This window comes from Achromobacter deleyi (assembly GCF_013116765.2).
GTDB classification, from domain to species: Bacteria; Pseudomonadota; Gammaproteobacteria; order Burkholderiales; family Burkholderiaceae_B; genus Achromobacter; species Achromobacter deleyi_A.
In genome coordinates this window covers 4,032,224-4,050,356 of the sequence record NZ_CP074375.1, presented here as the reverse complement: position 1 = coordinate 4,050,356, position 18,133 = coordinate 4,032,224, and the positions used below count along the sequence as shown (strand labels likewise).

At 63.3% G+C, this 18,133-nt stretch carries 18 protein-coding genes and 1 other RNA gene; 12 read left to right on the top strand and 7 right to left on the bottom strand.

All coding sequences use genetic code 11. From position 1 onward, the window contains the following. Positions 1-189 precede the first annotated feature (189 nt). The 3 genes from HLG70_RS18155 (at position 190) to HLG70_RS18145 (ending at position 3,237) form a co-directional block, all read left to right on the top strand. Positions 190-669 (top strand): tripartite tricarboxylate transporter TctB family protein, encoded by a 480-nt coding sequence (locus tag HLG70_RS18155; RefSeq protein WP_171667378.1) that lies wholly within the window; start codon positions 190-192, stop codon positions 667-669. 6 nt (positions 670-675) lie between these two features. After that, positions 676-2,199 carry a tripartite tricarboxylate transporter permease gene (locus HLG70_RS18150; protein WP_171667379.1) on the top strand — a complete coding sequence of 508 codons (1,524 nt, stop codon included), beginning with the start codon at positions 676-678 and terminating at the stop codon, positions 2,197-2,199. Positions 2,200-2,307: 108 nt separating this feature from the next. Next, positions 2,308-3,237 carry a 2-hydroxyacid dehydrogenase gene (locus HLG70_RS18145; RefSeq protein WP_171667380.1) on the top strand — a complete coding sequence of 310 codons (930 nt, stop codon included), beginning with the start codon at positions 2,308-2,310 and terminating at the stop codon, positions 3,235-3,237. Here HLG70_RS18145 and HLG70_RS18140 read toward each other — a convergent pair. After that, positions 3,231-4,166 carry a LysR family transcriptional regulator gene (locus HLG70_RS18140; protein ID WP_171667381.1) on the bottom strand — a complete coding sequence of 312 codons (936 nt, stop codon included), beginning with the start codon at positions 4,164-4,166 and terminating at the stop codon, positions 3,231-3,233. The two genes, HLG70_RS18145 and HLG70_RS18140, sit on opposite strands and share 7 nt — an antisense overlap. Before the next feature lie 202 nt (positions 4,167-4,368). Here HLG70_RS18140 and HLG70_RS18135 point away from each other — a divergent pair, with 202 nt between their 5' ends. Beyond that, positions 4,369-4,998, top strand: a complete 630-nt coding sequence (locus HLG70_RS18135) for an FMN-dependent NADH-azoreductase (RefSeq protein ID WP_171667382.1) — start codon at positions 4,369-4,371, stop codon at positions 4,996-4,998. 67 nt (positions 4,999-5,065) lie between these two features. Here the strand turns inward: HLG70_RS18135 and HLG70_RS18130 are convergent, their stop codons facing one another. The 4 genes from HLG70_RS18130 to HLG70_RS18115 all read right to left on the bottom strand — a co-directional run bounded on the left by HLG70_RS18130 (position 5,066) and on the right by HLG70_RS18115 (position 9,804). Continuing rightward, positions 5,066-5,971: an NAD(P)-dependent oxidoreductase gene (locus HLG70_RS18130; RefSeq protein ID WP_171667383.1), complete on the bottom strand. Its 906-nt coding sequence runs from the start codon at positions 5,969-5,971 to the stop codon at positions 5,066-5,068. A 58-nt stretch (positions 5,972-6,029) separates the two neighbouring features. Then, positions 6,030-7,634: a gamma-glutamyltransferase family protein gene (locus HLG70_RS18125; RefSeq protein ID WP_171667384.1), complete on the bottom strand. Its 1,605-nt coding sequence runs from the start codon at positions 7,632-7,634 to the stop codon at positions 6,030-6,032. Positions 7,635-7,820: 186 nt separating this feature from the next. Further along, positions 7,821-9,326: a tripartite tricarboxylate transporter permease gene (locus HLG70_RS18120; protein ID WP_171667385.1), complete on the bottom strand. Its 1,506-nt coding sequence runs from the start codon at positions 9,324-9,326 to the stop codon at positions 7,821-7,823. Positions 9,327-9,339: 13 nt separating this feature from the next. Next, positions 9,340-9,804, bottom strand: a complete 465-nt coding sequence (locus HLG70_RS18115) for a tripartite tricarboxylate transporter TctB family protein (protein ID WP_171667386.1) — start codon at positions 9,802-9,804, stop codon at positions 9,340-9,342. Positions 9,805-10,284: 480 nt separating this feature from the next. On the opposite strand from HLG70_RS18115, the gene HLG70_RS18110 reads away from it, so the two are divergent. The 4 genes from HLG70_RS18110 (at position 10,285) to HLG70_RS18095 (ending at position 12,109) form a co-directional block, all read left to right on the top strand. Continuing rightward, positions 10,285-10,731: a hypothetical protein gene (locus HLG70_RS18110; protein WP_171667387.1), complete on the top strand. Its 447-nt coding sequence runs from the start codon at positions 10,285-10,287 to the stop codon at positions 10,729-10,731. Next, positions 10,731-11,042 (top strand): cell division protein ZapA, encoded by a 312-nt coding sequence (locus tag HLG70_RS18105; RefSeq protein WP_006217444.1) that lies wholly within the window; start codon positions 10,731-10,733, stop codon positions 11,040-11,042. The genes HLG70_RS18110 and HLG70_RS18105 overlap by 1 nt, the downstream gene beginning before the upstream one ends. 31 nt (positions 11,043-11,073) lie before the next feature. After that, positions 11,074-11,259, top strand: a non-coding RNA gene (gene ssrS / locus HLG70_RS18100) — 6S RNA. A gap of 82 nt (positions 11,260-11,341) precedes the next feature. Next, positions 11,342-12,109 (top strand): SIMPL domain-containing protein, encoded by a 768-nt coding sequence (locus tag HLG70_RS18095; protein WP_171667388.1) that lies wholly within the window; start codon positions 11,342-11,344, stop codon positions 12,107-12,109. Here the strand turns inward: HLG70_RS18095 and lgt are convergent. Then, a complete protein-coding gene (lgt, locus tag HLG70_RS18090; protein WP_171667389.1) occupies positions 12,084-12,872 on the bottom strand; it encodes a prolipoprotein diacylglyceryl transferase in 789 nt (262 codons plus the stop codon). The two genes, HLG70_RS18095 and lgt, sit on opposite strands and share 26 nt — an antisense overlap. Before the next feature lie 128 nt (positions 12,873-13,000). Here lgt and ilvD point away from each other — a divergent pair, with 128 nt between their 5' ends. From ilvD to msrA, 3 genes are all read left to right on the top strand, one after another. Beyond that, positions 13,001-14,686, top strand: coding sequence for a dihydroxy-acid dehydratase (gene ilvD, locus HLG70_RS18085; protein WP_171667390.1), 1,686 nt, complete (start codon positions 13,001-13,003; stop codon positions 14,684-14,686). Continuing rightward, complete coding sequence (locus tag HLG70_RS18080; RefSeq protein WP_171667391.1) at positions 14,670-15,005, top strand: c-type cytochrome; 336 nt, start codon at positions 14,670-14,672, stop codon at positions 15,003-15,005. The genes ilvD and HLG70_RS18080 overlap by 17 nt, the downstream gene beginning before the upstream one ends. Before the next feature lie 77 nt (positions 15,006-15,082). Then, positions 15,083-15,637 carry a peptide-methionine (S)-S-oxide reductase MsrA gene (gene msrA / locus HLG70_RS18075; RefSeq protein ID WP_171667392.1) on the top strand — a complete coding sequence of 185 codons (555 nt, stop codon included), beginning with the start codon at positions 15,083-15,085 and terminating at the stop codon, positions 15,635-15,637. A gap of 115 nt (positions 15,638-15,752) precedes the next feature. On the opposite strand, the gene hppD is transcribed toward msrA, so the two are convergent. Beyond that, on the bottom strand, positions 15,753-16,865 hold the full coding sequence (hppD, locus tag HLG70_RS18070; RefSeq protein WP_171667393.1) for a 4-hydroxyphenylpyruvate dioxygenase: 1,113 nt from the start codon (positions 16,863-16,865) through the stop codon (positions 15,753-15,755). Between the two features lie 157 nt (positions 16,866-17,022). Here hppD and HLG70_RS18065 point away from each other — a divergent pair, with 157 nt between their 5' ends. Continuing rightward, a complete protein-coding gene (locus HLG70_RS18065) occupies positions 17,023-17,499 on the top strand; it encodes an Lrp/AsnC family transcriptional regulator (RefSeq protein ID WP_171667394.1) in 477 nt (158 codons plus the stop codon). Positions 17,500-18,133: the final 634 nt, after the last annotated feature.

Genomic DNA, 18,133 nt, shown 5'->3' with positions numbered 1-18,133 from the left:
CCGCTTATTTCGCGCCGATTGCGGCTTCCGCTCAGGGATAACCCCTGGATTCAGGAACGCGACAGCGCACAGAAAGCGGATTAGCAGCTTCCTTCCGTAATCTGCGTTCCGGCCTGTCGTCAGGGGCCGGGTGGCGCTCGTTCCGAGCGGCACATCAAGGGCCGGCACGGTCCTGCACCAGGAAGGAGGATGGAAGTGCAAAAAACAATCAATAGAAAGGACTACTACGGCGGTGCGCTGATGGTCCTGATCGGGCTGGGCGCGATCTACGGCGGAACCGACTATCACATCGGCTCGCTCAGCCACATGGGCCCGGGCTTCTTTCCCGCCGCGCTTGGGGGCCTGCTCGCGCTGACGGGCGTGCTGATCGCGGTATCGGCGCGTTCGGGCGACTCCACCGCGCCGGCGCCCGGCGATGGCCATGCGCACGGCATGCCGGATTTCCGCGGCAGCGCGTGCATCCTGCTTGGCATCCTGGCCTTCCTGCTGCTGGGCCATTACGGCGGCCTGCTGCCCGCCACGTTCGCCATAGTCTTCATTTCGGCGCTGGGGGATCGCAAGAACACGATCAAGCAGGCGGTCCTGCTGTCGATCGCCATGTCCGCCATCGCGGTCGTTGTTTTCTGGTGGGCGCTGCAATTGCAGCTGCCGCTGTTTCGTTGGGGTTGAAGCGCCATGATCTCTCAATCTTTGGTAGACCTTTGGTACGGCTTCGGCGTCGCGTTCCAGTGGCACAACCTGATGTGGTCGTTCTTCGGCGTGCTCGTGGGCAACCTCATCGGCGTGCTGCCCGGCATGGGCGCCCTGTCGGCCATTTCCATCCTGTTGCCGTTGACCTACGTCATGCAGCCGGTGCCCGCCATCCTGATGCTGGCCGGCATTTTCTATGGCTCGCAATACGGCGGCGCCATTGGCGCGATCCTGCTCAACCTGCCTTCGCATCCGCCGCACGCGGTCACCTGCCTTGACGGTTATCCATTGACCAAGCAGGGCAAGGGGGGAACAGCGCTCGGCATCACGATGATCTGCTCGTTCTTCGCGGCGTCGGTCGGCATCATCGTCATGATCTTCGCGTCGCCCCTGCTGGTGGAGGTCGCGTTCAAGTTCGGCCCGACCGAGATCTTCTCGATCATGCTGCTGGGCCTGCTGGCGGGCGCCACGATGTCGCGCGGTTCTCCGCTCAAGGGCGTGGCCATGACCTTGTTCGGCCTGATGTGCGGGGTGGTCGGCACCGACGTGAACACCGGCACCATCCGCTTCTCGTTCGGCTTGCTGGACCTGTCCGATGGCCTGGAACTGGTGGCGATCTCGATGGGCCTGTTCGGCGTGGCCGACTTCCTGATGAGCGTGAACCGCATGACCATCATAGGCAGCGGCGCCAAGCTGCGCCTGCGCGACATGCGGCCCAGCAAGCAGGAACTCAAGACGGCGTTCTGGCCCATGGTGCGCGGCACGGCCGTCGGCACGCTGTTCGGCGCCATGCCCGGCACCGGCCCGACCATCACCACGTTCGTGGCCTATGCGCTCGAACGCAAGATATCCAAGACGCCCGAGAAGTTCGGCACCGGCATGATCGCGGGCGTGGCCTCGCCAGAAGCTTCCTCGCACTCCAAGACGCAGGTCGACTTTATCCCGACGATGAGTCTGGGCATTCCTGGCGACGCCGTGATGGCGCTCATCCTGGGCGCGTTGCTGATCCAGGGCATCCAGCCGGGGCCGCAGCTCATCACCGAGCATCCGGACATCTTCTGGGGGCTGATCGCCAGCTTCTGGGTGGGCAACGTGCTGCTGATGGTGTTGAACGTGCCGCTGATCGGCGTCTGGGTGAAGCTGCTGCAGGTGCCTTACCGCTACCTGTTCCCGTCCGCGCTGTTCTTCATCGCGGTGGGTGTGTTCAGCACGCAGAACAGCCTCTTCCAGATCTGGGAAGTGCTGGCCTTCGGTGTGATCGGCGCCATCCTCATGACGCTGGAATTCTCGGTGGCTCCCATCCTGCTCGGCTTCGTGCTCGGACCCATGGTGGAAGAGAACTTCCGCCGCGCGCTGCTGTTGTCGCGGGGTGACCTGGCGGTGTTCGTCGAACGTCCGATCAGCGCCTGGTTCATTGCCGCCAGCACCTTGCTGATCGTGCTGCAGGTCTGGGCCTTCCTGCGCCGCAACAAGGGCAAGAACAAGCCCCAGGTGCCGCAAACGGCCTGAGCGGATACCTCTGTCGCGGCATCGACGGCCCGGCTTCATGCCGGGCCGTTTGATTTGTGCCGCGCCATCCCTCATGCTTGTGCTTTTCATCGCCCGCGCACTGCCACCATGCATATTCTCTTTGCCTGCCCCCACCACGATCCCGATGCCTGGGTGCCTCGCCTTGAAGCCGCCATGCCCGGCTGCCGCATCTCCGTATGGAATCCGGACGGTCCGCCCTCCGGCGCGGAAGTCGCCCTCGTATGGCGGCCGCCTGTCGAGCTCTTCAAGCATGAGACCGGCCTGCAGACCCTGTTCAACCTGGGCGCGGGCGTCGACGCCTTGCTGAAGATGCCCGAGATCCCCCAGCACGTGCGCATCGTGCGCCTGGAGGACGCCGGCATGTCGGTGCAGATGGCCGAGTACGCGCTGTATGCGCTGCTGCGCGTCTCGCGCGATTTCGAGGCCTTCGATCACGCGCAGGCGCGCCAGCACTGGGATACCCGGGAAGGCACGCGGCAGGCCGATTGGCCGGTCGGCGTCCTGGGGCTGGGGCAGGTGGGCGCGCGGGTCGCGCAGACCCTGGCCGGCTTCGGCTACCCGGTGGCGGGATGGTCGCGCTCGCCGCGCGAGATTCCCGGCGTGGAATCCTTCGCGGGCGAGGCCGCCTTGCCGGCCTTCCTGGCGCGCACGCGCTTTCTCGTGAACGTGCTGCCTCTTACGCCGGATACGCAGGGCATCCTCAATCGCGAGACCCTGTCGCGGCTCCTGCCCGAAGCGCATCTGGTCAACGTGGGTCGCGGCGAGCACCTGGTCGAGGACGACCTGGTCCAGATGCTCGAAGAAGGAGAGATCGCCGGCGCCACGCTGGACGTCTTCCACACCGAGCCGCTGCCCAAGGACCACCCCTTCTGGCGCGACCCGCGTGTCCATGTCACGCCCCACATCGCGGCGCGCACGCTGCGCGACGAAAGCATCGGGCAGATCGCGGGCAAGGTGGCTCAGCTGCTGCGCGGCGAGTCCATCACCGGCGTGGTGGAGCGCTCGCGCGGCTATTGAGCCGCTGGCGCCGGAGTCTTTTCCAGCCGCTGGTACATCGACGGCAAGCGCTGGGACAGGAAGTCGAGCAGGGTGCGCACGGCGGGCATCATCCCCCGCCGTGATGGATAGATGCAATGCACGATGCCCTCCGGCGACTGCCATTGCGGCAGCACCGGCACGAGCTGGCCGCGGCGCAGTTCTTCCTGCGTGGCTATCGACGGCAGCAACGCGATGCCCCGGCCGCGCACGGCCGCTTCGGTCAGCACGATGAAGTCGTTGCAAGACAGCTGCGGCTTGAGCTCGATATGCACCTCTTCGCCCTTGTCGTTGCGCAGCGGCCAGCGCACTTCGTTTTGCGGGTCGCTGAAGCTCAGCGTGGTGTGGGTCGCCAGGTCCTGCGGCGTATCCGGCGCGCCATGGCGCTGCAGGTAGCTCGGGCTGGCCACCAGCGTGCCGCGCGCCGTGCCCAGGTGCCTCACGACCAGTTCCGCGTCCGTGTCCAGCTTGGTCCGGACACGCAGCGCCAGGTCCACGCCTTCGCGGATCAGGTCCACGCGGCGGTTGGTGACCAGCAGCTGCACCGATACGGCCGGCCAGGCGTCCAGGAATTCCGGCAGCAGCGGGGCCAGCACGTCCTGCGCGATGGATACCGGGCAGCTCACGATAACCGGGCCGGTGGGCTCGGACTGCAGTTGCCGCATGGCGTCGTCCGCCGCGCGCGCGGAAGCGGCCATTTCCCGGCAGTAGTGCAGGTAGCGTTCCCCGGCCGAGGTCAGGCGCAGGCGGCGGGTGGTGCGTTGCAAGAGCCGCACGCCCAGGCTCTCCTCCAGGTGCGAGATCCGGCGTGACAAGCGGGATTTCGGGATGTCCAGCGCCCTTGCCGCGGCGCTGAAGCCGCCTTGCTCGACGACTTGGGAGAAGTAATAGAGGTCATTGAGATCTTGCATGATTGTTCTATGTTTGGAACGAACAGTTCATCTTACCCGTATTTATGTGTTCAATTAACCCGTCTACAGTGACGCCATGCATTCGGGATCTGCCAACGCCATCCGGCGGCAAGCCAAGTCCGTTGACCCTTTCGGGCTCAGGCGTGGCGCTGACAGATCCTGACCGCCCGCGATGCGCGGGCAATCACTGGAGATATTTGCAATGAAGACCCTGGTTATTCTTTCCTCGATTCTCGGCGAGCGTTCCAACAGCAAGCAATTGGCCGATCACCTGATTGCGCGCGTCAAGGCTTCCAACCCGGCAGCCATCGTCAAGGTTCGCGACATCGGCGCCGAACCCATTCCGTATTTCGACGGCAACACCGCCGGCGCCTTGTTCACTCCCGCCGAGGCCCGCAGCGTCGAACAGCAACGCATCGTCGAACTGAGCGATTCCCTGGTGGCTGAACTGATGGAAGCGGACCGCATCGTCTTTGCCGTGCCCGTGTACAACTTCAACCTGCCCGCGCAATTCAAGAGCTATCTGGACCATCTGGCCCGGGCCGGCGTCACGTTCCGTTATACGCCGGAAGGCGTGCCGGAGGGCCTCGTCAAGGGTAAGCAGGTGTTTGTCCTGACCGCGCGCGGCGGCAAGGCCGAAGGCACGCCGTCCGACACGCTGACGCCGTATCTGCGCCAGATGCTGGGCTTCTTGGGAATGAACGACGTCAACTTCATCGCCGCCGAAGGCATGGCCATGGGTGAAGTGGCCGCGCTCGAAGGCGTGGCGCAGGCCAGGCAACGCATCGACGCGCTGCTCCCGGGCACGGCGCAAACCAGCCTGGCTGCGTAAAGCGCGAACCGCGCGGCAAGAAAAAAGCGAGCCTCGTGGCTCGCTTTTTTTTGGTGTACAGGCCGGGTCAGTCGCGCAGGCGCTTGACCAGGCTGGACGTATCCCAGCGGCCGCCGCCCATCTTCTGGACGTCGCCGTAGAACTGGTCCACCAGGGCGGTCAAGGGCAGGCGCGCGCCGTTGTTGCGCGCCTCGGCCAGCACCAGGCCCAGGTCCTTGCGCATCCAGTCGACCGCGAAGCCAAACTCGAACTTGTCGTCGACCATGGTGCCGCCGCGGTTCTCCATCTGCCAGCTTTGCGCCGCGCCCTTGCTGATCACGTCCAGCACAAGCTTCATGTCCAGATCGGCGGCCTGACCGAACGCCACGGCTTCGGACAAGCCTTGAACGATGCCTGCGATGCAGATCTGGTTGACCATCTTGGCCAACTGTCCGGCGCCCGGAGGGCCCACCAGCGTGACCGCGCGACCGAAGCTCTGGGCCACGGGCTTGATGGCGTCGAACGCGGCGTGCTCTCCGCCGCACATGATCGTCAGCACGCCATTGACGGCGCCGGCCTGGCCGCCCGATACGGGCGCATCCACGAAATTCAGGCCAAGATCCTTGGCTTGCGAGTAGAGCTCGCGCGCCACATCCGCCGACGCAGTGGTGTGGTCGACGAAAATGGCGCCGGGCGCCATGCCCGAGAACGCGCCGTCCGGCCCCAGCACAACGCTGCGCAGGTCGTCGTCATTGCCGACGCAGGCGAAGACGATTTGCGCGCCGGCAACGGCTTCGCGCGGCGTGGTGGCGCTACGGCCGCCAAATTCCGCGGCCCAGGCCTGCGCCTTGGCGGGCGTACGGTTGTAGACGGTCACGTCGTGGCCGGCGCGTGCCAGATGGCCAGCCATGGGCAGGCCCATCACGCCCAATCCGAGGAAAGCGACTTTCTGGGCTACGACCGCGTCGTAGCTCTTGGTACCGATCGTTGCCATGCAGGGGACTCCGCTCTAGAAAGGTAAGGTCTGTCTCAGGACACTAACCTTAACGCAATCAAAAGCCGGCGGCGAGTCCGTCGCGACGGCTGTCGCTGGCGCTGACGTAGCCGTCCACCGCCGGATCTCCCAGGCGCCAGATGAACTGGCCCGATCCGAAGTCCATGTAGGGGTCGTCAATGCCCTCGAGGACGTGGCCACGCGCGCGCAGTCCTTGCGCGACGGCCGGGGAGATGGCGGGTTCCACGTCCACCGCCAGGCCCTGGTTCCATTTCCAGCGAGGAGCGTCGCAGGCGGTCTGGGGCTGCTGGCCGTAGTCCAGCATGCGCACCAGTGTCTGCACCTGCCCCTGGGGCTGCATATTGCCGCCCATGACGCCAAAGCTCATCACGGGAGCGCCGTCGCGCATCAGGAAGCCGGGGATGATGGTGTGAAAGGGCCGCTTGCCGCCGGCCACCACGTTGGGATGGTCCGGGTCGGTGCTGAAGCAATGCCCGCGGTTCTGCAGGCTGACGCCGGTGCCCGGCACCACGACCCCGGAACCGAAGCCCATGTAGTTCGACTGGATGAAGCTCACCATCATGCCGTTCCTGTCCGCCGCGGTCAGGTAGACGGTTCCGCCTTGCGGCGCATGACCGGGGGCGAACGCCTGGGCGACGCGGGGATCGATCAGGCGGGCGCGCTCGGCCAGATAGTCGGCGCGCAGCATCTGCTCGGGTGTCAGGCGCATGTGGCGCGCATCGGCCACGTGCGCATAGACATCGGCGAAAGCCAGTTTCATGGCCTCGATCAGCAGGTGCTGGGTATCGGGATGGTCGATCGGACGGGCCGCCAGATCGAAGTTCTGCAGGATGCCCAAGGCGATCAGCGCGGCGATGCCCTGGCCATTGGGAGGGATCTGATGCAGTGTATGGCCGCGGTAGGACTGGCTGATCGGCGTGACCCATTCCGGCGTGTAGTTGCGCAGGTCCGCCAGCGTCAGGGCGGCGTCATGCGCCTGCGCGTGCGCCACCAGCTTGTGCGCCGTTTCGCCTTCGTAGAAGTCCCGCCCGCCGCTGGCCGCAATGCGCTTGAGCGTGGTCGCCGCGCCCTGCAGCACGAAGTGCTCGCCGATATGTGGGGCGCGGCCGCGCGGCAGGAAATGTTGGGCGAAGCCGGGTTGCGGCTGGAGGATGTCGGCCTGCGCGGCCCATTTTTCCTGGACGATGGGCGACACCGCGTAGCCGCGTTCCGCGTATTCGATGGCCGGCGCCAGCACGTCGGCAAACGCCATGCGGCCCAGTTTTTCATGCAGGGCGCCCCAGCCGGCCACGCAGCCTGGCACCGTCACGCTGTCCCAGCCCCGGGTGGGAATCACACCCTGGTGCTTGCGCCGGAAGTAATCCACATTCCAGGCGGCGGGCGCCGTACCCGACGCGTTCAATCCATGCAGCCGGGACCCGTCCCAGATGATGGCGAAGCAGTCCGAACCAAGGCCGTTGCTGACCGGTTCGGTCAGGGCCAGCGTGGCGGCGGCGGCGATCGCCGCGTCGACCGCATTGCCGCCGAGGGCAAGGATCCGCAATCCCGCCTGGGCGGCCAGCGGTTGCGACGTGGCGACGACATTGCGGGCGAACACCGGCGCGCGGGTGGTAGGGTAGGGATTCTTCCAGTCGAAATTCATGTCGAATAATCGCGTGGGGTAAACCCGTAGCTTAACGTAGATAGTCGACTGCGGCCCACGTTTTGTAGCGTGTTGTAATTTCTAGTAGCTTTGGGCGGTCGATGTTCCGTTCGCCAAGAAAAAACCCCCGGGCAGGGCCCGGGGGTTTGGAGGCGAGAACGCCGCCGCAAGGCGGCGGAACGCGCTTTATTCTTCTTCGACGAAGGTCTCTTCGCGCTTCTTGCGAATGGCGGGCAGGGCCACCAGGATCACCAGGAAGACCGCGACAGCCAGCAGCGAGGCCGACAGCGGACGCGTCACGAAGGTGGTGAAGTCGCCGCGAGACAGCAGCAGGGCGCGACGGAAGTTCTCTTCCATCATGGGGCCCAGCACCAGGCCCAGCAGCAGCGGGGCGCCTTCGCACTTCAGCTTGGACCACAGGTAGCCGATGATGCCGAACATGGCGGTGGTGAAGATGTCGAACGGGTTGTAGTTCAGCGAATACACACCGATCGTGCAGAACACCAGAATCGCCGGGAACAGGATGCGGTAGGGCACCTTCAGCAGCTTGACCCACAGGCCGATCAGCGGCAGGTTCAGCACCACCAGCATCAGGTTGCCGATCCACATCGAGGCGATCAGGCCCCAGAACAGCTCCGGGTGGCTCGTCATGACTTGCGGGCCGGGCTGGATGTTGTGGATCGTCATCGCGCCGACCATCAGCGCCATCACGGCGTTGCCCGGGATACCAAGCGTCAGCAGCGGGATGAACGAGGTCTGGGCAGCAGCGTTGTTCGCCGATTCCGGACCAGCCAGGCCGGCCGGATGGCCCTTGCCGAAGCGTTCCGGATTCTTCGAGATCTTCTTTTCCAGCGTGTAGGAAGCGAACGACGACAGCACGGCGCCGCCGCCAGGCAGGATGCCCAGGGCCGAACCCAATGCCGTGCCGCGCAGCACCGCCGGGTAGGCTTCCTTGAATTCCTGCTTGTTCGGGTACAGCGTGCCGATCTTGTCGGTGATGTCGACGCGGTTTTCCTTCTGTTCCAGGTTGGTCATGATTTCGGCAAAGCCGAACACGCCCATGGCCACGATGGCGAAGTCGATGCCGTCTTGCAGTTCGGGGATGCCGAAGTCGTAGCGGGCAACGCCCGAGTTGACGTCGGTGCCGACCATGCCCAGCAGCAGGCCCAGGATGATCATCGCGATCGCCTTGGGCAGCGAGCCCGAGGCCAGCACCACGGCGCCGACCAGGCCCAGGCACATCAGCGAGAAGTACTCGGCGGGGCCGAACTTGAAGGCGACTTCAGCCAGCGGAGGCGCGAAGGCAGCCAGCAGCAGCGTGGCGACGCAACCGGCGAAGAACGAACCCAGGGCTGCGATGGCCAGTGCGGCGCCAGCGCGGCCGTTGCGGGCCATCTGGTGACCGTCCAGCACGGTCACCACCGCGGAGGTTTCCCCTGGAAGCGCCACGAGAATGGCTGTAGTGGATCCGCCGTACTGGGCGCCGTAATAGATGCCGGCCAGCATGATCAGGCCTGCGATCGGGGGCAGCACGTACGTGATCGGCAACAGCATTGCGATCGTCGGGACGGGGCCGATGCCCGGCAGCACGCCGATCAGCGTACCCAGGATGCAGCCCAGCAGTGCGTAGAACAGGTTCTCGGGCGTGAACGCCACCGAGAAACCCAACATCAGGTTGTCAAACAATTCCATGACCGGTTGCTCCTTAGTTCATGCCCAGAAACGACGGCCACAGCGGGAAAATCAGCCCCAGCCCCTTGACGAATGCCAGATACGAGAAGAGCACCAGGAAGATCGCGTTGGCGACGGCGACCTTCAGGCTGAACTCGTGGCTGGCCAGGCTGCTGATGACAACCAGGATGAACACCGAGATATAGATACCCAGCGGCTTGAGGATGAAGCCGTAGAGAACCACGGAGCCCACGACGAGGAACAGGATGCGCCAGTCGAACTTGTCGACGTGCGTTTCCTGGGCTTTCTTTGACAGCGAGCTAAGCAGCACGATGGCGCCCAGCAATGAGAGAACGATGCCTAGCCAGAACGGAAAGTACCCTGGGCCCATTCGGGCAGCAGTACCCATTTGGTAGCTGCTGGCCTGCCAGGCGAATCCCAGTCCAAGGGCGATGAACATCACCCCAGACCAGAAGTCCTGTCGATTGCGTAGCTGCATGATTGGTTGGCTCCTGTTTACAGCATGTAGATAAAAAGAGGTTTGTAGCCGGATGGAACTCGCCGACAGGCGAGTGACAGGCACAAAAAAGGCACTTCTGTGTGCCATTAGTTCTTTTGAAAGCGACGGCGTGGTTTCTTGAAAGGGCGAATGGTAATGGACGCCCGCCACGCTGCAAACCCTGTAAGCTCTGTGAAAGCCTGGGGTTTTCCCTAGAATTGGGGAACTCCCGACCCCGATTTGTAACGGTACGGGAAGATTGAGGGCTTTTTGAAAGCTAAGTGAAAGTTTATAGAAAGAAATGCGAAAGCCGGATCGGCCGGACGCGGCAATTTTGGCGGATGGGACTTTCCATCGCATCCAAGAATCGGTAACCTTCCGCCGCCCGAATCCTAACCGTATTTCCTACTGAATATTGCCGGGTTTCTCACCTTGCGTGAAGAGGCCCGGTTCAACCCAGGATGGTTTACGATAGCGCCCATGCTGCAAGATCTAGACCAACTCGCCGCCCGAATCGGGCAACTGGTGCAACGCACCCGCCAACTCCACGCCGAGCGTGACGCGTTGCGCCTCCGCCTGAACGATTTCGAAGCTGAGCAACGCGTGCTCAAGCAGCGCGCCGCCGAGCGCGAGGCTGAGATCGTCACGCTGCAAAGCAAGCTTCAAGATCACGACGGCGCGGTCACCGCCATGCTCGAGCAGGCTCAGCAAGCCGAGGTCGCCTTGCGCGAACAGCTCGCGCGCGAGACCACGGAGCGCCAGTCGCTCGAGTCGCGGTTTTCCGCCAGGGAAACCGAATTGCAGGGCAACCTGCAAACCCGCGACACTGAATTACAGCGCTTGCGCGTTGCCGCCGCCGCGGCTCGCGAGCGCATCGACGCCGTACTGGCCCGCTTGCCGGGTGCGCCGTCCGGAGAGCAACACTGATGGAACGTGTAGACGTAACGATACTGGGGCGCGACTATTCCCTGGCGTGCTCCGCGGAAGAGAAGCCCACGCTGATGGCCGCCGTGCGCCACGTGGATCAACTCATGCTGCGCATCCAGGGCACGGGCAAGATTTCCAGCAACGAGCGCATCGCCGTCATGGCCGCTTTGCAGGTCGCTGGCGAGCTGCTTGCGATGAAAGCGCCCGATGGTCCGCTGGGCGGTTTGGCGGTCGGCGACTTCAAGCGTAGAATTGAGGACATGAACGCAGTACTCGATGACGCCTTGTCGGGTCAGGAAAAACTGCTCTAACGTTCATAAGCAGTATTCAAGATTTTTCAGTTTGTCCCTGCCGTGTCCGTGACTAGGCCATACATTCTCTGAACCTATGTCTTTTTGGCATATTGGTTGCGGGAGTGCAGAGCTGGAGTGATTGTCTCTCGTAGACGAACCCGATGCTCTACGGAACGCGACCACCTTGAACCTCAGGGTTCGAGATGCCGGCCTTGACGGCACAGGCGGGGCATCTATCCCAGCGGGCCTGCCATAAGAGCAGGTCCGCGTCGGGCGCCTCGGCACTCCCCCTTCGTCCTCCCTCCTAGGACCAGTCCATGTTCCAACACCCTGTTTTTTCGCTGACCAAACTCGGTGCAGCGTGCGCAGCCGTGGCCGCTATCGCCGCCGCTCAACCCGTTTATGCACAGGCCCAGGCGCCGGCTACCGCGCCCGCCGTCACGGAACCGGCCGCCAACCGTTCTCCCGAGATGACGCTGCAGGCCATGGCGTCTTCCGAGGTCAGGCAGGACACTGTCCGCATTTCCCTGTCTGCTGAAGTTGAAGCGGCGGACCAGCCGTCCGCCGGCAAGAAGTTGACCGCGGCGTTGGAAGACGTCGTCAGCCGTGCTCGCGATACCAAGGGCGTGGATGTCAGCACGAGCGGCTTCAACGTCTGGCCCAACATGAGCAGCAAGGGAAAGATCAGTTCCTGGCGCGGCCAAGGCGAGATCGTGCTTGAATCCAAGGACTTCGCAGCCGCCGCCGCCTTGGCTTCCAAGCTGTCGGACAAGACCGCCATTTCCAACATCAGTTTCTCGCTGTCGCGCGAGGCGCGCGATGCCGAAGAGCGCAAACTGCTGAAGGATGCCGCGCAGGCCTTCAAGGACCGCGCGCTGGCTGCGGCCAATGCCTTTGGTTTCTCGGGCTACCGCCTGTCCAGGCTTGAACTGGGCGGCTCGGGCGGGCCGGTGCCGATGCCGCGCATGATGGGCGCCTCGGCCATGTCCAAGGATGCCTCCGGCAGCTACAACTCGAGCGTCCCCCTGGAAGCGGGAGACGTCACGGTCAGTATCGCGGTCAACGGGACGATCGTTTTGCAGTAAGACTGAACACGATGGCGCCCAGGGCGACCATCGGCAGGGACAGCCACTGCCCCATGCTCAGTCCGCCCGCGAGCAGACCCAGGAAGTTGTCTGGCTCGCGGGTGAACTCCACCAGGAAGCGGAAGGTTCCGTAACCCATCAGGAAAAGCCCGCTCACCTGACCCAGCGGACGCGGCTTGCTCGAAAACCACCACAGCAGCACAAACAGCACGATGCCTTCCAGGCCCAGCTCATAGAGCTGCGAAGGATGGCGCGGCAGCCCGTCGCCGCTGTCCGGGAACACCATGGCCCACGGCACGTCGGTCGGCCGGCCCCACAGTTCGCCATTGATGAAGTTGCCCAGGCGGCCAAAGCCCAGTCCCAGCGGGATCAGCGGAGCGATGAAGTCGCTGACCGCGAAAAAAGGCAGACGTTTCTTGCGCGCGAACAGCAGCATCACAAGAATCACGCCGATCAGGCCGCCGTGAAACGACATGCCACCCTGCCACAGGTACAGCACTTCCAGGGGATTCGCCAGGTAGTACGCCGGCTTGTAGAACAGCACGTAGCCCAGCCGGCCCCCCAGCACCACGCCCAGCACGCTATAGAAGATCAGGTCTTCCAGATCCCGCACGTTCAGCGACGTGGTGTGGCCGCTGGTGATGCGGCGCCGGCCCAGCAGGTACACAAGGGCGAAGCCCGCCAGGTACATCAGCCCGTACCAATGAATGGCCAGCGGTCCGATCTGCAGGGCGATGGGGTCGAATTTTGGATATTGCAGCATGTTCTGCCCGACACAATAAAGTTGAATGATAATAACCGGCGAGCACTGAAGATTCGCATGCAGCGAGCCAGCTTCCCCGGGTGCGATCGCCATGTCCGCGCCCCGACGGCCGACAGGAGAGACAGACCATGCCGCACAACGAACGTTCCCGCCACATCACCCATGGTGTCGCGCGCGCACCCAATCGGGCCATGTACTACGCGCTGGGCTACAAGGAAGCCGATTTCGAAAACCCCATGATCGGCGTGGCCAATGGCCATTCGACGATCACTCCCTGTAATAGCGGCCTGCAGCGCCTGGCCGATGCCGCCATCGATGCGATTCGCGCTTCCCGCGCCAATCCCCAGGTCTTCGGTACGCCCACCATTTCCGACGGCATGTCCATGGGCACCGAAGGAATGAAGTACTCGCTGGTGTCGCGCGAGGTCATCGCCGACTGTATCGAGACGGCCGCGCAGGGCCAGTGGATGGATGGCGTCGTCGTGATCGGCGGATGCGACAAGAACATGCCTGGCGGCATGATTGCCCTGGCGCGCACCAACGTGCCGGGCATCTATGTCTATGGCGGCACGATCAAGCCGGGCCGCTACAAAGGCAACGACCTCACCATCGTGTCGGTATTCGAAGCCGTTGGCGAGTACACGATGGGCCGCATGCCCGAGGCCGATTTCAAGCAGATCGAAAAGTGCGCGATTCCGGGCTCGGGCTCGTGTGGCGGCATGTACACGGCCAACACCATGAGCTCTTCCTTCGAGGCCATGGGCATGAGCCTGCCGTACTCCAGCACCATGGCCAACGAGGACGAGGAAAAGGTCGTCTCCGCAGCGGAGTCGGCGCGTGTGCTGGTCGATGCCGTCAGGCGCAATCTGCGCCCGCGCGACATCATCACGCGCGAGTCCATCGAGAACGCCGTGTCCGTCATCATGGCCATCGGCGGATCGACCAACGCCGTGCTGCACTTCCTGGCCATCGCGCATGCGGCCGAGGTGCCGTGGACCATCGACGATTTCGAACGCATCCGCAAGCGCGTGCCGGTGCTGTGCGACCTGAAGCCCTCGGGCCAGTACGTCGCCACCGACCTGCATCGCGCCGGCGGCATTCCGCAGGTCATGAAGCTGCTGCTCAATGCCGGCCTGCTGCATGGGGACTGCATCACCATCACCGGCCAGACCATCGCCGAAACCTTGGCCGACGTGCCCGACGCGCCCCGCGCGGATCAGGACGTCATCATGCCGATGGACCGCGCGCTGTATCCGCAAGGGCACCTGGCCATCCTGAAGGGCAACCTGTCGCCCGAAGGCTGTGTCGCCAAGATCACCGGGCTGAAGAATCCCGTCATGACCGGCCCCGCGCGCGTCTTCGATTCCGAGGACGACGCCATGACCGCCATCATGGCGCAACAGATCCGCGATGGCGACGTGGTGGTCATCCGCTACGAAGGCCCCAAGGGCGGACCCGGAATGCGCGAGATGCTGGCGCCTACCTCCGCGCTGGTCGGACAGGGGCTCGGCGAAACCGTGGGGCTGATCACCGACGGCCGGTTCTCCGGTGGCACCTGGGGCATGGTCGTGGGCCACGTCGCGCCCGAGGCTTTTGTCGGAGGCCCTATCGCGCTGATACAAGAGGGCGATTCGGTTACCATCGATGCCCACAAGCTGCTGCTGCAGCTCAACATCAGCGACGAAGACATGGCGGCTCGTCGTCAGGCCTGGGTTCAGCCCAAGCCGCGTTATACACGCGGAGTGCTTGCCAAGTTCGGCAAGCTCGCCAGCACCGCGAGCCGTGGGGCAGTAACCGATGCATTTGAAGATTAGTCTGTTGGTGGCCGTGGCCAGCGTCCTGGGCGCTGGCGCGGCTCATGCGCAAACCACCGGCCTCGATCTGGCCAAGAGCAAGGCCTGCATGGCCTGTCACCAGGTGGAAGCCAAGCGAGTGGGGCCTCCATTGAAGAGCGTGGCGGAGCGTTATGCGGGGCAGGGCGACGCCATGGTGGACTACCTGGCGGGCAAGATCCGTGGCGGGGGGCGGGGCGCCTGGGGCGCCGTGCCCATGCCGGCGCAGACCCACGTCTCGCCCGAAGACGCGCGCCTCTTGTCCGAATGGATCTTGTCGCTGGCGCCAGCTAAGCAGTAGTCTTATTTTCTATGCCCCGGCATCGAGCCGGGGGCGCGGGCCGCGTTGAGGCGGCCGCCCATCAAGAAGGAATCGTCATGGCAGAACAACCATCCCCGGGCAATGAAGTCGCCGTTCTAGGCGGCGGTTGCTTCTGGTGCGTCGAAGCAGTGTTTGCCGAGCTGCGTGGAGTCAAGAGCGTATTGCCTGGCTACAGCGGCGGCCATGTGGACAATCCGAGCTACGAGCAGGTCTGCGGCAAGGACACCGGCCACATCGAAGTCGCGCGCATCGAATTCGATCCGGACGAGCTGTCCTACAGTGATCTGCTGCGCGTGTTCTTCGCCACTCACGACCCCACCACGCCGGGCCGCCAGGGCAACGACGTCGGTCCGCAATATGAATCGGCGATCTTCTGGCAGAACGAATCCCAGCGCGAGCAGGCGGAGGCGGTGATTGCCGAGGTCGAGTCGCAGCAGGTGTACGACGCGCCGATCGTCACCAAGTTGCTTGCGCCCGCCAGGTTCTGGCAGGCCGAGGACTATCACAGCAACTATTTCGCCTTGCATCCCGAACAGGGCTATTGCCAGTTCGTGATCGCTCCCAAGGTGGCCAAGTTCCGCAAGCAGTTCCAGGACCGCCTTCAGCGCTGAGTCTTGTTCGGTCCGCTGCGCGGACCGGCGCGGCGACAAAAAAAACCTCACCAGGAGGTGAGGCTTCAAGGCCCGCGCCGATGCCTGAGCGCCGTGCGCTGGCGGGGGAAGTGATTTATTCGACCGTCTTCAGCACGCCGCGGCGCATCTGATCCAGCTCGATCGATTCGAACAAGGCCTTGAAGTTGCCTTCGCCGAAACCATCGTTGCCCTTGCGCTGGATGATTTCAAAGAAGATCGGGCCGATCTGGTTCTCGGTGAAGATCTGCAGCAGCAGGCCGCCGCCCGGGGCGCCGTCCAGCAGGATGCGGTTCTTCTGCAGGCGCGCCACGTCCTCGCCGTGGTTCGGCATGCGGCGGTCCAGCAGCTCGTAGTACGTTTCCGGCGTATCCAGGAACACCACGCCGGTTTCGCGCAGCGCTTCGATCGTGGCGTAGATGTCCTCAGTCGCCATGGCAATGTGCTGAATGCCTTCGCCGCGGTAGAGGTCCAGGTATTCCTGAATCTGGCCTTTCTCTTCAGTGCCTTCCTCGTTGATCGGAATGCGGATATTGCCGCAAGGCGACGTCATCGCCTTGGACTTCACGCCGGTCACCTTGCCTTCAATATCGAAGTAGCGGACTTCGCGGAAATTGAAGAGGCGCTCGTAGAATTCCGACCACTCCGCCATGCGGCCCTTGTGCACGTTGTGGGTCAGGTGGTCCACCAGGGTCAGGCCGGCGCCGCGCCAGGCCACGTCGGTCTGTGCATTGGCCGGATCCAGCGGCATGAAATCCACGTCGTAGATGCTGATGTCGCCGATGCCGCCGTGGCCTTCCTTGCCCGCCCAGCGGTCGACCAGGTAGATCAGCGAATCGCCGATGCCCTTGATCGCCGGAATATTCAGTTCCATCGGGCCGCTATGCGAGTCAAAACCCCATGCGCCCAACTCCAGTGCGCGCTTGTAGGCGGCGTTGGCGTCCTGCACCCGGAATCCGATCGCACAGATCGACGGGCCGTGCAGGCGCGCGAAACGTTGGGCGAAGGAGTCGGGTTCGGCGTTGATCAGGAAGTTGACGCCGCCTTGGCGGTACAAGGTCACGTCCTTGTGGCGATGTTTGGCAATGGCCTTGAACCCCAACAGTTCAAACACCTTGCGCAGCGCGGCGGGGTCCGGCGCGGCATATTCAATGAATTCAAACCCGGCGGTGCCCATCGGGTTGTCCCAGGGTTGGAAAGCGCTGCTCATAAGTCTGCTCCCTTGCATCTCTTTTTGAGGACGACCTGTTCTTCAAGTCTAGACGGAGATTGTAGGTAGGAAGGGCGGGCAGACAATTGCAAACATGCCTCGCAATGGCGAAGGTTGAGCAATAATATTGCTCTAGATTTAAATGAAAGGGCTAAAAATGTCTGACATTGGGCTTGATAGGACAGATCTAAGGATTTTGGCCGAGCTGCAACGGGATGGCCGCCTGAGCAACCAGGAATTGGCCGACCGCGTATCGCTGTCGCCCAGTCCGTGTCTGCGCCGGGTCCGCCGTCTCGAGGAGCAGGGCTTCATCAAGAAGTACGTGGCGCTCATCGACGCCGGCAAGGTAGGTCTGGGCTTGCTGGCCTACGTGAACATCCGGCTGAATAAGTACAGCGGCTCCAGTCACGCGCCCATGAGCGATTTCGCCCGGGACGTGCAGCTTTGGCCGGAGGTGGTCGAGTGCTATGCCATGTCTGGGGATATGGACTATCTGCTCCGCATCCAGGTGGCGGACCTGGCGCACTTTTCACGTTTCTCCATGGATACGCTGATGCGCCATCCCGCGGTGGTGGATATGCGCTCCTTCTTTGCGCTCCAGCAGATCAAGGAAACGACGGAGCTTCGGCTCTAGCCTCCGCGGCGGAGGCAGGAGCCTGTGGGGCAAGCTCGCGCCACGCCAGAGGGGCGCAGGTTGGCGGGCTTCCCCAGGGAACTTCCGAGCCTCTATATATAGGGTAGGGGCGCGCTGCTCCGGTATGGCTGCCCCATTAATGCGCTCTTATATAGAGGGCAATTCCCCGGCCCCGCCCCAGGAGACGGGGGGAATAGGCCCTTCTATATAGAGAGGCTCGCGTCAGCCGGCTTGGAAAAGCGCAATGCGTCCCCGTAATATTTCATCTTTCTGCAAAATGGGTGTCATGCTGGCGACACACGTTTAAATTCTGTGCTATAGTCTCGCTCCTTCGCAGTTCAAACAGTTTTTTGAGCCGCGAAGCCAAGCAGGTGCAACAGGTCTGGCGGGGTCACCCGGCAAGGCCTGCCGCAGAAAGCGATCAGGAATGAGAGCCCAGCGGTTATTGCAAAGATTGGTGCAAATCAGGCAGAAGCCAGTTGCACAGTCTGCAAAAATTGTGCTATAGTCTTGGGCTTGGCTGGTGATGACGAATCAGGGTTTACCCGAAGCGAAATTGCCAACCACCTGTACGGTAACCAACCCCTGAGATTCAGGGCTGCTTATGAAAGTAAGCGGGTTGCAAGATAGGATG

What these genes read in the sequence shown, in the direction of transcription:
- HLG70_RS18155 (WP_171667378.1), top strand. Translation starts at nt 190, where the DNA reads ATGGAAGTGCAAAAAACAATCAATAGAAAGGACTACTACGGCGGTGCG.
- HLG70_RS18150 (WP_171667379.1), top strand. Translation starts at nt 676, where the DNA reads ATGATCTCTCAATCTTTGGTAGACCTTTGGTACGGCTTCGGCGTCGCG.
- HLG70_RS18145 (WP_171667380.1), top strand. Translation starts at nt 2,308, where the DNA reads ATGCATATTCTCTTTGCCTGCCCCCACCACGATCCCGATGCCTGGGTG.
- HLG70_RS18140 (WP_171667381.1), bottom strand. Translation starts at nt 4,166, where the DNA reads ATGCAAGATCTCAATGACCTCTATTACTTCTCCCAAGTCGTCGAGCAA.
- HLG70_RS18135 (WP_171667382.1), top strand. Translation starts at nt 4,369, where the DNA reads ATGAAGACCCTGGTTATTCTTTCCTCGATTCTCGGCGAGCGTTCCAAC.
- HLG70_RS18130 (WP_171667383.1), bottom strand. Translation starts at nt 5,971, where the DNA reads ATGGCAACGATCGGTACCAAGAGCTACGACGCGGTCGTAGCCCAGAAA.
- HLG70_RS18125 (WP_171667384.1), bottom strand. Translation starts at nt 7,634, where the DNA reads ATGAATTTCGACTGGAAGAATCCCTACCCTACCACCCGCGCGCCGGTG.
- HLG70_RS18120 (WP_171667385.1), bottom strand. Translation starts at nt 9,326, where the DNA reads ATGGAATTGTTTGACAACCTGATGTTGGGTTTCTCGGTGGCGTTCACG.
- HLG70_RS18115 (WP_171667386.1), bottom strand. Translation starts at nt 9,804, where the DNA reads ATGCAGCTACGCAATCGACAGGACTTCTGGTCTGGGGTGATGTTCATC.
- HLG70_RS18110 (WP_171667387.1), top strand. Translation starts at nt 10,285, where the DNA reads ATGCTGCAAGATCTAGACCAACTCGCCGCCCGAATCGGGCAACTGGTG.
- HLG70_RS18105 (WP_006217444.1), top strand. Translation starts at nt 10,731, where the DNA reads ATGGAACGTGTAGACGTAACGATACTGGGGCGCGACTATTCCCTGGCG.
- HLG70_RS18095 (WP_171667388.1), top strand. Translation starts at nt 11,342, where the DNA reads ATGTTCCAACACCCTGTTTTTTCGCTGACCAAACTCGGTGCAGCGTGC.
- lgt (WP_171667389.1), bottom strand. Translation starts at nt 12,872, where the DNA reads ATGCTGCAATATCCAAAATTCGACCCCATCGCCCTGCAGATCGGACCG.
- ilvD (WP_171667390.1), top strand. Translation starts at nt 13,001, where the DNA reads ATGCCGCACAACGAACGTTCCCGCCACATCACCCATGGTGTCGCGCGC.
- HLG70_RS18080 (WP_171667391.1), top strand. Translation starts at nt 14,670, where the DNA reads ATGCATTTGAAGATTAGTCTGTTGGTGGCCGTGGCCAGCGTCCTGGGC.
- msrA (WP_171667392.1), top strand. Translation starts at nt 15,083, where the DNA reads ATGGCAGAACAACCATCCCCGGGCAATGAAGTCGCCGTTCTAGGCGGC.
- hppD (WP_171667393.1), bottom strand. Translation starts at nt 16,865, where the DNA reads ATGAGCAGCGCTTTCCAACCCTGGGACAACCCGATGGGCACCGCCGGG.
- HLG70_RS18065 (WP_171667394.1), top strand. Translation starts at nt 17,023, where the DNA reads ATGTCTGACATTGGGCTTGATAGGACAGATCTAAGGATTTTGGCCGAG.